Source organism: Candidatus Palauibacter polyketidifaciens, from assembly GCF_947581785.1.
GTDB lineage: Bacteria > Gemmatimonadota > Gemmatimonadetes > Palauibacterales > Palauibacteraceae > Palauibacter > Palauibacter polyketidifaciens.
On record NZ_CANPVO010000038.1, the window covers coordinates 125,772 to 141,157 of the forward strand.

Consider the following 15,386-nt stretch of genomic DNA (forward strand, 5'->3'; position numbering starts at 1 on the left):
TGGCAGGCCGTGGCCTCTCAGAGATGCTCGGCGACGAGGTCCGGGAGGCCATCGGGGTTGTCCACGTGCAGCCAGTGGCCGCCGGCGAGTTCGTGAAGGTGTACCCGGCCATTGAGGGTCGCCGCCCGCAATCGCGCGCGATCGTCCGCCGAGAGGATGTCCGACTGGGCGGCTCGCACGACGTGGATTTCCGACGGGGGGACGGGCGTCTCGATGACGTCCCAGAGGTCGCGCCTGAAGTAGTCGGCAAGCAGTTCTTCGGCCGCGTCGGGATCCAGGCGCCACCGATAGCCGGCTTCGACGAGGACGAGGTTCGTCGCCAGCCAGTGCGCGACGGGCGAGGCGAAACCCTCGGCCTCCACCGCGGACACGGCGTGAAGTCGCTTCGCGAAGGGCCCCGGGTGCCGGCGAATCACGTCCAGCAGCCGGGCGGCTCCGCCGCCGGGCGAGCGGCGGGAGGGGGTCGCGTCGATCACCCATGTCTGGCCCGGCGCCGCGGCTGCGGCCACCATCAGCGCCGCCTTGCCGCCGAAGGAGTGCCCGAGGACCGCGTCCACGGGCCGCTCGAGCGACTCCGAGAGTTCGAGCACGTCCTGCACGCACGCGGACAGCGTGTGCGGCGGCTCGAAGTGCGGAGAGTGCCCGTGCAGCCGCAGGTCCACGAGCACAGCTCCCCACTCGGGGCGCCGGGCGACGAGCCGGCGGGCGAATGAAGCCCAGTTGCGGCCCGTGCCGTAGATGCCGTGCAGCACGTAGAGCCAGCGCCGGGAACCCGCCTCCGCGACGGTGTACTGATGCAGGAATGGTCGAGACACGGAACGAAAGGTAACGGATCTTGAAGAATCCGTCGGCGTTCGAGCCGGCGCCGGGGCTCCGGAACGCTCACCTGCAGACGGTGGTGGGGCGGATGGTGCGCCGGCGATTCGAGCCGCGGTACGAGCGGGTTCGGCTCGACACGGACGACGGAGATTTCATCGATCTCGACCTGTGGCGGGGACCGGAGACCCCCACGGGCCTGTGCCTCCTTCTCCACGGACTCGAGGGCAGCGCGCGCTCCGGCTACATGGTGACGACGAGCGAGGCGCTGGCGGCCTCCGGCATCCAGGCGGTGGCGCTCAACTTCCGTTCGTGCAGCGGGGAGCCGAACCGTCTGCCGGGCGCCTACCACTCGGGTCGGACGGATGACATCGAGCGCGCCCTGGACTGGATGGCGGTCCGTTTCCCGGGTCTCCCGCGAACCGCGGTGGGGTTCTCGCTGGGCGGGAACGCGCTCCTCAACCTGCTGGGGCGGAAGGGCGGCGGCCGGGGTCTCGTCGCCGCGGCCGCCGTGTCGGTTCCGTACGACCTCGAGTCCAGCGCCGACGCCCTGCAGCGCGGGATGGGGCGCGTGTACGGCCGCCGTTTCCTCCGCAGCCTGCGGGAGAAGGCGCGCGAGAAGGCGGCGAGGTTTCCGGATGTGGTGGCGCCCGGGGCGGCAAGGGCGCGCACGATTCGCGAGTTCGACGACCGGCTCACGGCACCGATTCACGGCTTTCGCGACGCCGCCGACTACTATGCGCGCTGCAGCGCGAAGCGTTTCGTGGACCCCGTGGACCTTCCCATGCTTCTCGTCCACGCGCGCGATGATCCGCTCGCCCCCGCGAGTTCGGTACCCGTCGAAACGATCCGGAGACGCTCGAACCTCTCCCTTGAACTCACGGAGCGAGGAGGGCATCTCGGGTTCGTCGCGCGGGGACGCGGAGAGGGGCGGGCCGGCGCACGGACCGGCTGGCTGGAGGAGACGGTTTCCCGCTATATCTCGCGGGCCACGCACCGGGCAACGCATCCGGATTCCGGAGTGTTTTAGATGGTTTGTACGACTATTGTCCGCAGCCTTCAGGATGGGAGTCATTTCATGCGCGGATTTTCACGAGTCGCGGCCCTTGGGGCCGCCTTCGCCTGCCTGGCCACGCCAGTCACGGGACAGGGTTTCGGACGCGGCCCCGCCGTCGCGGTCTCCTCCGGCCAGGTCCTCATCGCCGAGAGCGGCGGCCCGACTTCGACGGGAGCCGTCTACGTGTACGAGCGAGGTCCGGATGGATGGGCCGTCTCCGCGGAACTTGCGCCCTACGCGGCGGAAGAGGGCGGCCGGTTCGGGATTTCGCTCGCGGTCGACGGCGACCGCATGCTCGTCGGCTCACCCGGCGCGGCCCACGTGTTCGAGCGGAGCGATGGAGGTTGGGAGGAAGTCGCGACGCTGACGCCGGCCGACCTGCCGGAAGGCAACGTCTTCGGTGCCGGCGGGGCGATCGCGGGCGACCTTGCGATGGTGGCCGCGACCGGTCAGGGGGGCCGCGGGAGACCCGGTGTCGCCGGCCGCGTCCATTTCTTCGAGTGGGACGGCTCCGCCTGGAATGAAGCCGGAATCGTCGAATCCCCCGAGGCGGCCGCCGGGGACGGCTTCGGCGCCGCGATGATCACCGATGGCCGGGTGGCGGCGATCGGTGCTCCCGGGACCGCCGTGGGCAATACGAACGGCGCCGGTGCGGTCTTCTTCTTCACCCGGGCCGATGACGGGACGTGGACGGCGGCGCCGGAACCGCTCACGGCCCCGGAAGCGGGCGCGAACGCGGGCTTCGGAGGCGTCCTGCACGGCGAGGACACCGAGGACGGCTTCCGGCTCGTCGTCGGAGCCCCCGGTGCCGGGGGCGTGGGCATCGCCTACACCTTCACTCCCGATGGCGATGCCTGGAGGCCCGAAGGCCGGCTCTATCCGCCGGTCGTAGCCGGGGACGGCCGGTCCTTCGGCGGGAACTTCGCCAACGCCTTCGCGGCCGTGGGCGGAGAGATCTGGATCGGCGGGTCCGGCTCCGGCGCGGGCCGCGAGGGGCGGGTGCTTCGCTACTCGACCGACCCGGCTGGCGGCGTGGAGCTCGCCGGCGCGGTCTCCGCCTCGAACCGGGCCGCGGGCGACGGCTTCGGCGGCAGCCTCGCCGCGGAGGGCGGCGTCGCGGTCGTCGCGGCGAGCCGCAAGGACTACGGGATGGGGACCGCCTACATCTTCGAGCGGCAGGGCGACGAGTGGGTCGAAACCGCCGAGGTGTGGAGCGACGCGACGAACTACGCGGCGATCAACGGTCACGAGGTGGGCTGCGAGGAAGGGGTGTCGGCCGACTTCGACTGCAGCGAGGTGAACATCCTCTCCTTCATGCCGGTGCAGTCGCTCGGGGCGAACCGCGGCGTCCGCGTCAACGACGTGTGGGGATGGACCGATCCGCAGACCGGTCGCGAGTACGCCCTCGTTGGGCTCACCGACCAGGCTTCGTTCATCGACATCACCGACTCGCAGAACCCGCGCTACATCGGGCGTCTTCCGATGACGGAGGGCGCGCGGGGCAGCGTGTGGCGCGACATCAAGGTCTTCAGGGATCATGCCTTCATCGTTTCCGATGGGGCGGGCGACCACGGGATGCAGGTGTTCGACCTCTCGCGCCTGCGCGACGTGGGGAGCGAGCCGGTCACCTTCGAGGCGGACGCCCACTACGATGGGATCGCGTCCGCGCACAACATCGTGATCAACGAGGAGACGGGCTTCGCCTACAGCGTGGGATCGAGCGGCGGCGGTGAGACGTGCGGCGGCGGCCTCCACATGATCGATATCAGCGAGCCGACGGAGCCGAACTTCGCAGGCTGCTTCGGGCACGAGGGCACGGGGCGTCGCGGCACCGGGTACTCGCACGACGCGCTCTGCCTCATCTATGACGGCCCGGACCGCGAGCACGCCGGCAAGGAGATCTGCTTCGGATCGAACGAGACGGACGTCTCGATCGCCGACGTCACCGACAAGGACAATCCGATCCCCCTGTCGACGGCCACGTACGCGAACGTCGCCTACGCCCACCAGGGCTGGGTGACGGAAGATCACCGTTTCTTCTACCTGGGAGACGAACTCGACGAACTGAGGACGCAGTTCTCGGGTACGCGGACGATGATCTTCGACATCACCGACCTCGACGACCCCGTCCTCGTGAAGGAGCACTTCGGCGAGTCGACGGCGAGCGACCACAACATGTACGTGCTCGGCGACCTGCTCTATCAGTCGAACTACAACAGCGGACTCCGGATCCTGAACGTGAGCGACCCGGAGAATCCGATCGAAGTCGGCTTCCTCGACACCGTGCCCCATGCGGAGGGCCCCGCGATGGGCGGCTCGTGGAGCAACTATCCGTACTTCGCGAGCGGGACGATCATCGTGACGAGCGGGAGCGAAGGCCTGTTCATGGTGAAGTACCAGAAGCCGGAGCTCGTTCCGTAATGGAGATCGCAGCGCTCTTGCCACGAGTAGCCGCCGCCGCGCGGTCCGGCCTCCTCGCCCTGGGACTGGTCGGACTCGTGGCGGTGCGGGCCGCCGCGGCGGCGGACGTGACCGCCGCCTCCGCCGAAGGCCCGTTCCTCTACGTGGCGAACCAGGAGGCGGCCGCCGTGACCGTTATCGACCTCGAGACGCACGAGGTCGTCGAGGTCATCGACCTGGAGGCCATGGGGTACGGGGCGAACGCGAAGCCGCACCACGTTGCGGTCGAGCCGGACGGATCGTTCTGGTATGTGTCGCTCATCGCGGCCAATCAGGTGCTCAAGTTCGACCGCGACAACGAACTCGTCGCCTCCGTCGAGTTCGAGCGGCCGGGCCTCCTCGCGCTCCACCCCTCGGAGCCGTGGCTCTTCGTGGGGCGGTCGATGGCCGCGGTGAACCCGCCGCAGCGCATCGGCCGCATCGACCGGATGTCGATGGAGGTCGAGGAATACGACGTCTTCATCCCGCGTCCGCACGCGCTGCTGGCGAGCCCCGACGGCGGGTGGGTCTACGCGGGCAGCCTGGGAGAGAACTCCGTCGTCACGGTCGAAGCGGAGAGCGGCGAGGCGGAGTTGCTCAGGCTTCCCGGTTCCGGGGCGATGCCCCACGTCCTCGTGCAATACGCGATCTCCCCGGACGGCGAGACGCTCGTCGCAACCGCCGAGATGACCGCCAAGCTCCTCGTATTCGACGTCACGGAGCCGGCGGCGCCGAAGCTCGTGGGGGAGCTGGACGTCGGTGCGCGGCCGTGGCACCCGAGCTGGTCGGCGGACGGGCGCTGGATCTGGTTCGGCAACCTGGGCGCGAACGAGGTCACGCTGGTCGACACGTCCGACTGGTCCGTGGCCGCCGTGATTCGGGGCGAAGGCCTCGCCGAACCGCACGGCAGCGTGCTCTCGCCGGACGGATCCCGACTGTACGTGGCGAACCGGAACGAGACCGGGTCCTACGAGTCGTCGGACCGGATGGGATACGACGCTCCCGGCGGCACGGTCGTCGTCATCGACACCGCGACCCGGGAGATCGTCGACGTCATCGAGACACCGCCCTACGCGTCGGGCATCGGTCTCGCCTCCAGCCCGCGCTGAGAGCCCCGGCGACGTGAGCCGCATGGCCGCACCCCGGAACCGGCAGGCCGCGCCGGCCGCGCTGACGGCGGCGCTCCTCGCGGCGGGATGCGCCTCGGGCGGCGTCGGCCCGGGCGAGCTGGCGCCGGAGCGCGCAGCCGACGACGAAAGCGGATTCGTCCGCACCGTCACCCCCTTTCCGGTGTTCGACCAGTCGGGGAACGCGTACGAAATCCCCTTCCTCGGCGGCTTCAACGTCCCCCGCCCGCAGTGGGTGGATATCGACGGAGATGGAGACCTCGACCTCTTCGTGCAGGAGACGACGGACCGTCTGCTGTTCTTCGAGCGCGAAGACACGCCGGACGGACGGCGCCATACCTGGCGGCCGGCTGCGTACTCGGATCTCGAGGTCGGAGAGTGGTTCCGCTTCGTGGATGTCGACGCCGACGGCGACCGGGACCTCCTCGCGGAGTCCCCCTTCAGCTACATGAAGCTGTACAGGAACACGGGCACCGCCGGCGGGGCCGTATTCGAACTCATCGCGGACACGCTTCGCGACACGCGCGGGGAGGCGATCTTCTCTGATCGACAGAACATCCCCAATGCGGCGGACATCGACTGCGACGGCCGCCTCGACCTCTTCATCGGCCGCCTGGTGGGGACGGTCACGCGCTACGAGGCGACGGGCGCGATCGGCGCGAACGCCTCGCCCTTCCGGCACATCACGGACCGCTTCGAGGACATCGAGATCGTCGCCGACCCGGCGGCGGCCGGGGGCGTGCCGCCCTTCGATGGCCCGGACGCGGGCGGGCCCTTCCCCACCCTGCACGGGGCGAACACGATGGCGCTCGCCGACTACGACGCGGACGGCGACACGGACATGTTCTGGGGCGACTTTTTCGAGGCCGGGCTCCTCCTGATCGAGAACGCGGGCTCGTGCGAGGCTCCGAACCTCCGCGTGGAGCCGCGTCCCTTCCCCCTCGACGATCCGATCCGGACGAGCGGCTACAATGCCCCGACCTTCGGCGACTACGACGGCGACGGCGACCTCGACCTGCTCATGGGCGTGCTCGGCGGCGCCTACAACGCGAACACGACGACCGCCGACAACCTCATGCTCTTCTCGCAGGAGTCCGATGGCGGCTTCGAGCTTCGCACGCGCCGCTTCATCTCGCAGATCGATGTGGGCAGCGAGAGCGTGGCCTCGCTTGTGGATCTCGACGGGGACGGCGACCTCGACCTCCTGCTCGGCAACAAGATCGACCCCGGGGATCTGTCGAACTCGCGCGTCTTCCTGTTCGAGAACGAGGGAAGCGCGACGCGGCCGGCCTTCCGCCGGACGGGCGAGTTCGAGCTGCCGGGCGCCTACCACAACGCGCCGGCCTTCGGCGACCTGGACGCGGATGGCGACCTCGACCTGCTGCTCGGCACCTGGCGCGACGAGATCCGCTACGTGCGGAACGAGGGCTCGGCCACGGAGCCCCGCCTCACGCTGGTGGACTCGGCGTTCGTCGAGATCACGCGCGGGAGCAACGCGACGCCCGCGCTCGGCGACCTCGATGGCGATGGAGATCTCGACCTCATGATCGGGGAGTCCTCGGGAGCGCTGAACTACTACGAGAACGTCGGCTCCGCCTCGGAGCCGAGCTTCGAATTCGTGAGCGACGAATACGCGGAGATCGACATCGGCCGGCGGAGCTTCCCCAAGCTCCTCGACCACGACGGGGACGGCGACCTCGACCTCGTCGTCGGTACGGAGTCCGACGGGATCCGCTACTTCCGGAACGATGGGAGTCCCGCGGCCCCGAACTTTGTCGAAGCCGACGGCGGCTTCCCCGCCGCCGAGGATCTGCCGCTGTTCGCGACGCCGGAGTTCGGGGATCTGGACGGGGACGGCGACCTCGACCTCGTCGTCGGCGCCGCCGGGGGCGGCATCTATTACTTCGAACGACGTTGAATCCCGCAGGAAAGGATGTACCTGATGAATAGAACACGGAGCTTCTTCGCCACGGCCGTCTGCGGACTGCTGTTCGTGCCCGCGGCCGACGCGCAGCAGTTCGGCGAGACCGTCGTGCTCAGCGAGAGCCGGATCATCGTCAGCGAGCCCATCGATCCGAGTGCGGCACCCGCCGAGTCGACGCCGCGCTCGCTGTACGTCTACGAACGCGGCGACGGTGGCTGGGCGCAGACCGGGACGCTTCGCGCCCCCGAGCACGACGGTCCCGACTACTTCGGCCGCTTCGTCGTCGCCGACGGCGACCGGCTGCTCGTGGGGGCGACGGCGCTCGACGAGGACGGCGACGGCGAGAGCGACGGCAGCGTGCTCGTCTTCAGCAAGACCGGGGACGGTTGGGAATTCGAGCGCTACCTGCGCCCCGCAAGCGTGCCGCTCGGGTCTTCCTTCGGTCGCTTCGCGGCGCTGGCGGGCGACCTTCTCGTGGTGACGGCCCTCGGCTACGAGGGGACCGGCGGCGCCTGGGTATTCGAACGCGGCGCCGGCGGCGATTGGGTCGAGCAGGGGATCCTGACGCCGTCGGATCCCGATCCGCAGCAGGAGTTTTTCGGCTGGGGCGCGCACACCGACGGAGAGCGCGTCATCGTCGGCGCCTTCGCCGGCCCGCAGCTTCCCGGCGCCGCGTACGTGTTCGGGCGCGACGCGGGCGGCGCGTGGGTGCAGGAGGCTCGGCTCGGGCTCACAGGGGACGAGGCCCAGCCCGGCGCCGCGATCGCACTCGACCGCGCCCCCACGATCTCGGTCGGCGTCGATGGAGACCACGCGATGCTGGGCCTCCCCGGGCTGGACGAGGGGGCGGGCGCGGTCCTCCTCTACGAGCGGCGCTCCTCGGGCGACTGGGTGCGGAACGGATCGCTGGCGGCGTTCGACCGCCAGCCCGGCGCCGGGTTCGGCGCAACCTTCACGGCGCACGACGGGGAACTCTGGGTCGCCGCCCCCGGCGCGGACCTGTTCGGCGCCATCTACGCCTTCGACTGGGATGCCGAGGCGAGGCGTTTCGGCTCCGCGAGCAAGATCAACGCGGGCGCGAGCACCGATGCGGGCGACGGGTTCGGAATCTCCGTCTCCGCGGCGGGTGACCTGGCGGTCGTCGGACAGCCGTGGGACGACGGGTCGATGGGGTCGGCGGTCGTGCTCGAGCGCCGGGACGGGCGCTGGGCCGAGACGGCGAAGATCTTCATCCCCGAGGAACGCCGTCCGCTGGCGACGCTCGCCGAGGTGGAGTGCGGCGAGGACGGCATGGCCGACCAGTTCACCTGCGACCAGGTCGACGTGATCTCGTTTCTGCCTCTCGACCGGATCGGGGGAACGGACCGCGGCATCGAGACGAACGACGTCTGGGGCTGGACCGATCCCGTGACGGGCCGCGAGTACGCGATCGTCGGCCGCACGGACGGCACGGCGTTCATCGACATCTCCAACCCGGAAGCGCCCGCGTATCTGGGCAGTCTGCCGAAGACGCCCGGGTCGATCACCAATTCGTGGCGCGACATCAAGGTGTACGCGGACCACGCGTTCGTCGTCGCCGACGGCGCGGGCCGGCACGGGATGCAGGTGTTCGATCTCACGCGGCTCCGCGACGTGCGCAACGCGCCCGTCGAGTTCGACGCCGATGCCCTGTACGACGGGATCGCGAGTTCCCACAACATCGTGATCAACGAGGAGACCGGAACCGCGTACAGCGTGGGGTCGAACGGGGGCGGCGAGACGTGCGGCGGCGGTCTTCACATGATCGACGTCCGCGAACCGAAGGATCCCCGCTTCATCGGCTGCTTCGCCGACGACGGGTCGCGATACCAGGGCCGGGGGTACACGCACGACGCGCAGTGCGTGAACTACCGGGGACCCGATGCGGAGCACCTGGGCAAGGAGATCTGCTTCGGAGCCAACGAGAGCTATCTCTCCATCGCCGACGTGACCGATCCCGAGAATCCGGTCTCGCTCGCGACCCAGAACTACGCGGCCGTCGCATACGCGCATCAGGGCTGGCTCACCGAAGACCACCGATACTTCTACCAGAACGACGAAGGCGACGAGATGGCGTCGGTCAACGCGGCACAACAGGCCGGGACCGAGCCGGACATGCGGGGCACGCGCACGCTCGTCTGGGACGTGTCGGATCTCGATGACCCGGTGCTGGTCGGCGAACACTTCGGGGAGACGTTCACGATCGACCACAACCTCTACATCGTCGGCGATCTCATGTACCAGTCGAACTACGTGAGCGGGCTTCGCGTACTCGACATCAGCGACCGCGAGAACCCGCGCGAGGTCGGCTTCTTCGACACGGTGCCGTGGGACGAGTCCGTCACTTTCGACGGCTCGTGGTCGAACTACCCGTTCTTCGCGAGCGGGACGATCGTCGTGTCGAGCGGCAAGGAAGGCGTGTTCTTCCTCAAGTACCGCCGTCCGGAACTCGTGCCCTGAGGCGCTCGGGTCGCCTGCCGTCAGTGGCCACCCGGCTACTGACGGCGCCGGCGCTCGCGCTCCTCGCGGGGGTGGCGGGCTGGGGATGCTCGGATGGCACGGGCCCCACCCCGGCTCCGCCACCGCCGCCTCCCCCGGCGCCGGAACCCGTCGCTTTCGAACTGACGGCGAACGAAGTGCTGACCGGACTCTCCCAGCCGGTCTTTCTCGCCGCCCCGCCGGGCGACTCGAGACTCTTCGTCGTCGAGCAGACAGGTCGCATCCGCATCGCGAACGCGGATGGCGGACTCCTCGGGGATCCCTTCCTCGACCTCTCGGCCCGCGTGGGCACGGCCCCCGAAGGCGGCCTCCTCACGATGGCCTTCCATCCGCGGTACGCGGACAACGGCCAGGTCTTCGTCTACTACACCGATACGGGAGACGACACTGTGGTCGAGCGCTACACCGTCTCGGGGGATCCCGACCGTCTCGATCCGGGCTCCGCGAAGCGGATCCTCGCGCTCACCCAGCGTCGGCGGAACCACAACGGCGGCATGCTGCAGTTCGGACCCGACGGGATGCTGTACATCTTTCTCGGCGACGAGGGCGGGGCGGGCGACCCATTCGGCAACGGGCAGAATCCGGAGACGCTGCACGGTTCGATCCTTCGCATCGACGTCGATGGGGGCGACCCGTACGCGATCCCGGACGACAACCCCTTCGCAGGAGAGGAGGGCGGGCGGGGCGAGATCTGGGCCATCGGCGTCCGGAATCCGTGGCGCTCGACCTTCGACTTTGCGGACCACGTCCTCTACGTGGCGGACGTGGGCCAGAACGAACGCGAGGAAATCAACGCGGTGCCGGCGGGCGAGGCGGGCGTGAACTACGGCTGGAACACGATGGAGGGGTCGGCCTGTTACGAGAGTTCCGAGTGCGACATGTCGGGTCTCACGCTGCCCGTCGTCGAGTACGTCCACGACGGCAGCGTCTGCTCGGTGACCGGAGGATACGTGTACCGCGGATCACAGCTCCCCGAGATTGCGGGGCACTACTTCTACTCGGATTTCTGCACCGGCTTTCTGCGGAGTTTCCGCTTCGACGGCAGTCAGGCGACGGACGCGAGACGCTGGAACGTGGGAAGCCTCGGCGCGGTGTCCTCCTTCGGCGTCGACGGCTCCGGCGAACTCTACGTCGTGAACCTCACCGGCTCCGTGTCCCGACTGGAACGCCGCCAGCCTTAGCCGTCCGGTTCGGGCCGCGGCACCCGCCCGACCCCGGAATCGGGACACGCTAGACTCTGAACGTCAGCCCCAGCTGGAAGAGCACGAAGTCGACATCGGAGGCGATGGGCGAGAACGAACTTCCGCCGAAGCCGTCCTCGACGATGCTCCCGGGCACGAGATACTCCGTGCGGCCATGCCTTCGGTACTGGGCTTCCAGCCTCAGCAGGACCGGTTTGGCGGACCAGTTGAAGGGGATCGAGAGCCCGCCGCCGAAGCCGTACGCGGCGCGCACGTCATCGAAGTTCACCGTCGTGCCGTCGTAGGGAGAATCGTAGAGGTCCCAGCCGTGCTCGACGGAGCTGACCGTGAAGAAATAGCCGAGCCCGGCGAAGCCGTTCACGAAGGGCTGGACGGGGCCGTACGGAAGCCGGATCTCGGGGCCGAGTCCGAGGTAGCCCACGTTGTTGCGCGTGACGATGTCGGTCAGGATCCGGTCCGTCACCGAGAATACGGGGACGCCGAGCGTCTCCGATCCGTAGTTTACGTATCCGGCATCGAACCGAACCCGGAAGGCGGGGGAGTCCTCGAAGCCGAGCAGGGCGGTGAGCGCCCCCCCGAAACCTTCGTTGACGAACGAACTGAACTGCCCATGCGGCGCCATCAGGGAGACGGTGGCGCCCAGATCCCACTGCGTGCCGTTTCCGCCCGAAGACGACTCCCCGGGCGGTTGGCCGGGAAGGCGTCCGCCGGGAACCTGCGCCGCCGCGTCCGCAGGCGCGAGCGCCGCCAGCGCCCCAAGCGCCGTCAGCGCGACGAGCCCGGCCCCGAGCACCCTCCGGCTCCCCATCCGTGTACGCATCATCTGTCCCGCTCCCTCTCGCGTCCGCGTGGCGTCCGACCCGGCGCCCGCCGTCACCCACCGTCCCGTAGACGGCCGCACGCGGGAATCCGTCACAGCGTAATCTCGCCGGTAAGGTAGAGCGCCGCACGGCCGGCGATCGTCACGCGGTCCCCGAGGTGGCGACAGATGAGGGTGCCGCCGCGGGCACTGATCTGCCGTGCCTCAAGCGGCGCCTCGCCGCGATCCAGCCGCTCGGCCCAGTAGGGCGCCAGCGTGCAGTGCGCGGAGCCCGTGACCGGATCCTCCGGCACGCCGACGCTGGGCGCAAAGAAGCGGGACACGAAATCCGCGCTCACGCCCGGCGCGCTCACGATGATCCCGAGGCGATCCAGTCCGCGCAGTCGGCTGAAATCCGGCTTCAGCTTCCGGACGTCGTCTTCGGCATCGAGGAGGACGAGATAATCCCGGTCCGACGCCAGTACCTCCGCGGGTGCCGCTCCCAAACCCTCCACGAGGGCGCGGGGAGCTTCGCGCGACACCGCCGGGCGCGCCGGAAAATCCATCACGAGGAGATCTCCCTCGCCCCGCTCCACGATGAGTTCGCCGCTTCTCGTCTCGAAACTCACGCTCTCGCGGCCGGGCGCCAGCCGCTCGAGAATGACCCAGGCGGAGGCCAGCGTTGCGTGTCCGCACAGGTCGACCTCGGACACGGGCGTGAACCAGCGGAGCCCGAACCCGCCCTCCCCGCTCCCGTCGCCCCCGTCGTCCCGAACGAAGAAAGCGGTCTCCGAGAGGTTGTTCTCCGCCGCGATCTTCTGCAGAACGTCGTCGTCGAGCCACGCCTCGAGCGGGCAGACGGCGGCCGGATTGCCCTCGAAGGGGCGGTCCGAGAAGGCGTCGAGCTGATACAGCGGGATCTTCATGCGGTCTCCGTGTGGCGTGGCATCTCGAGGCGGCTGCGCACCGGTTCCGGGTGGCTGCCCGTGGTAAAATAGCGTCGTGCGGCTGAGATTCGCGAGTTGGCGGCCCGCGGCAAAAGCCCTGCCGTGTTCGAGCGGCGAACCACCCCGCCGGGGTTCACCCTGCGGAGCGGTGCGGGTAGATTCGACCCACCCGCGCGGATCGGCCGCGCACCAGCGGGATGCGGAAGAAACGAGCAAGGAAGGCGTCACATGCCGGTTGAAATCACCGGATACTGGCTCGCCAAGACCGAGCCTCACGTGTACTCGATCGACGACTTCGCCCGCGACGGCGAGACGGAATGGGACGGCGTGCGGAACTACCAGGTCCGCAACTTCATGCGCGACCGGATGAACCCGGGAGAGAAGATCCTCATCTATCATTCCAACACCCGGGTGCTCGGCGTGTACGGCGTGGCGGAAGTCGCGGGTCCGGCGCACCCGGACTCCACCCAGTTCGATCCCGACAGCCACTACTTCGACCCGAAGTCGAGCCGGGAGAATCCCCGCTGGTGGTGCCCCGATTTCCGCTACCTGGAAACCTTCGGGACGCCGGTGACCCGGCAGATGATGAAGGAAACGGCCGGCCTCGAGACCATTAATGTGATGAAACGCGGCATGCGACTCTCGGTCATGCCGGTGACGGAGGAGGAGTTCGGGATCATCCTCCGTCTGGGGCGCGGAGAATAGGGCATCGGGATGTCCAACTGTCTCGTGCAGGTGACGTTCTCGTGAAGCGCCGGCGTCCGCGACGAGCCGCCGGAGCGGCGATCCGAGCCGCCATGCTGGCGGGCGCCACGGCAGGCGCCCTCTGTCTTTCCGCTTCCCCGGCGGGCGCGCAGGAGCGCTCCTGGCACATCGAGAGCTTCCACGCCGACATCCGGGTGCTGGAGAACGGGTCCATCGAGGTGACCGAAACGATCCGGCCGCGGTTCGATGGAAGCTACAACGGGATCTACCGGGCGATTCGCGTCGAGTACCGAATCAACGGATTCCGCTACAGGCTGCGCCTTTCCGTGAACGAGGTCACGGACGCGGACGGCAATCCCCTGCGCTACGAGTCGAGGCGCGATGGGGACGACCTGAACACAAAGATCTGGGTGCCCGGCGCGGTCGACACGGTCCGCACGGTCCGACTCTCCTACGGCGTGACGCACGGGCTCCGCTTCTTCGAGGCGGATGAAGGAGAAGACGGCATCGTCGAGGCGTACGACGAACTCTACTGGAACGTGACGGGGACCGAATGGCCCGTCCCGATCGAGTCGGCGAGCGCGACCGTGCGGCTCCCGCAGGCGGTCGCGGGCGTGCGCGCCCACGCCTTCACGGGGGGCTACGGCGCGACGGGACAGGACGCGGTGGTCGATGTCGCGGGAACGCGGGTCGACGTGCGAACCGACCGGCCGCTCGGCTTTCGCGAGAGCCTGACCATCGGGATCGGATGGAATGCCGGCGTCGTCCGGCGGCCCACGGCGATCGACCTCGCCGCCATGTACCTGTTCGCGAACTGGCCGCTCTTCCTGCCCTTCTTCGCCTTCGCCTTCATGTACCGGCGCTGGAACGAGCGGGGTCGCGACCCGGAGATCGGGTCGATCGAGCCACGCTACGAACCGCCCGGCGACCTGACGCCCGCCGAGGTCGGCGTCATCGTCGACAACCGGGCCGACCTGCGTGACATCACCGCGACGCTCGTCGACCTCGCCGTCCGGGGGCACCTCACGATCGAGGAACGCGAGGAGAAGCGCCTCCCGGGTCTCGCGTCGGGGAAGGACTACGTCTTCGAGCGACGCGATCTCCCGGGAGACGATCTGGCTCCACACGAAGGCGCGCTGCTGCGGGCGGTCTTCGGGGGGCGCGGGACCCGCCGGCTCTCCGACCTCAGGGACCGCTTCTACAAGGACCTGCCGGAACTGAAGTCGACGTTGCTCGCGACGCTCATCGAGCACGGCGTCTACACGGCATCACCGACCATCGTCGCCGGAAAGTACGTCGGTTTGGGGTTCCTGGTCGGAATCGTGATCCTTTTCGGCGGCCAGCTCGCTCAGACCCAGTTGGCGCTCCCGCTCGCGATGCCGGCCGTCCTGCTGGCGGCCATCACCTCGGCGCTCATCATCATGATATTCGGATTCTTCATGCCGGCCCGCACAAGGAAGGGCACGGAACTGCTGCGGCAGGTGAAAGGGTTCGAGGAGTTCCTCACGCGTGTCGAGTCCGACCGCTACAGGCGGAAGATCGCAGGTCCGGAGATGTTCGAGAGGTGTCTTCCGTACGCCATGGCGCTGGGCGTCGGGACGCAGTGGGCGCAGGCGTTCGGGGACCTGTATCGCGAACCCCCGGACTGGTATCATGGGCACGCTCTTTCGACCTTCAACTCTCACATCCTGGTCTCGAACCTGAACAGCATGTCCGCGGAGACGCACAGCGTGATGCAGTCCGCGCCGCGCAGTGCCCAGGGGTCGAGCTTCTCGAGTGGCGGGATCTCGGGAGGCGGCTTCTCGGGCGGCGGCTTCGGCGGAGGTGGAGGAGGCGCATTCTGACGTGGCTAC

The 15,386-nt window shown here is 68.9% G+C and carries 11 protein-coding genes; 8 read left to right on the forward strand and 3 right to left on the reverse strand.

Going from position 1 to position 15,386, the window contains the following annotated elements:
• Positions 1–17 precede the first annotated feature (17 nt).
• Positions 18–815 carry an alpha/beta fold hydrolase gene (locus RN729_RS10205; protein WP_310784445.1) on the reverse strand — a complete coding sequence of 266 codons (798 nt, stop codon included), beginning with the start codon at positions 813–815 and terminating at the stop codon, positions 18–20.
• Positions 816–835: 20 nt separating this feature from the next.
• On the opposite strand from RN729_RS10205, the gene RN729_RS10210 reads away from it, so the two are divergent.
• From RN729_RS10210 to RN729_RS10235, 6 genes are all read left to right on the forward strand, one after another.
• Complete coding sequence (locus tag RN729_RS10210) at positions 836–1,846, forward strand: alpha/beta fold hydrolase (protein WP_310784447.1); 1,011 nt, start codon at positions 836–838, stop codon at positions 1,844–1,846.
• A 48-nt stretch (positions 1,847–1,894) separates the two neighbouring features.
• Positions 1,895–4,294, forward strand: coding sequence for a choice-of-anchor B family protein (locus RN729_RS10215; RefSeq protein WP_310784449.1), 2,400 nt, complete (start codon positions 1,895–1,897; stop codon positions 4,292–4,294).
• Between the two features lie 17 nt (positions 4,295–4,311).
• Entirely contained in the window at positions 4,312–5,421 is a 1,110-nt protein-coding gene (locus RN729_RS10220; protein ID WP_310784451.1) for a YncE family protein, read from the forward strand.
• Between the two features lie 22 nt (positions 5,422–5,443).
• A complete protein-coding gene (locus RN729_RS10225) occupies positions 5,444–7,357 on the forward strand; it encodes a VCBS repeat-containing protein (protein WP_310784551.1) in 1,914 nt (637 codons plus the stop codon).
• A gap of 24 nt (positions 7,358–7,381) precedes the next feature.
• Positions 7,382–9,841 (forward strand): choice-of-anchor B family protein, encoded by a 2,460-nt coding sequence (locus tag RN729_RS10230; protein WP_310784453.1) that lies wholly within the window; start codon positions 7,382–7,384, stop codon positions 9,839–9,841.
• Between the two features lie 176 nt (positions 9,842–10,017).
• On the forward strand, positions 10,018–11,061 hold the full coding sequence (locus tag RN729_RS10235; RefSeq protein ID WP_310784455.1) for a PQQ-dependent sugar dehydrogenase: 1,044 nt from the start codon (positions 10,018–10,020) through the stop codon (positions 11,059–11,061).
• 49 nt (positions 11,062–11,110) lie between these two features.
• On the opposite strand, the gene RN729_RS10240 is transcribed toward RN729_RS10235, so the two are convergent.
• Both RN729_RS10240 and RN729_RS10245 read right to left on the reverse strand, forming a co-directional pair.
• Positions 11,111–11,905, reverse strand: a complete 795-nt coding sequence (locus tag RN729_RS10240) for a hypothetical protein (protein ID WP_310784457.1) — start codon at positions 11,903–11,905, stop codon at positions 11,111–11,113.
• An 89-nt stretch (positions 11,906–11,994) separates the two neighbouring features.
• Complete coding sequence (locus RN729_RS10245) at positions 11,995–12,807, reverse strand: PhzF family phenazine biosynthesis protein (RefSeq protein WP_310784459.1); 813 nt, start codon at positions 12,805–12,807, stop codon at positions 11,995–11,997.
• Between the two features lie 249 nt (positions 12,808–13,056).
• On the opposite strand from RN729_RS10245, the gene RN729_RS10250 reads away from it, so the two are divergent.
• Both RN729_RS10250 and RN729_RS10255 read left to right on the forward strand, forming a co-directional pair.
• Entirely contained in the window at positions 13,057–13,533 is a 477-nt protein-coding gene (locus RN729_RS10250; protein WP_310784461.1) for an EVE domain-containing protein, read from the forward strand.
• Between the two features lie 41 nt (positions 13,534–13,574).
• Positions 13,575–15,377, forward strand: coding sequence for a DUF2207 domain-containing protein (locus tag RN729_RS10255; RefSeq protein ID WP_310784462.1), 1,803 nt, complete (start codon positions 13,575–13,577; stop codon positions 15,375–15,377).
• Positions 15,378–15,386: the final 9 nt, after the last annotated feature.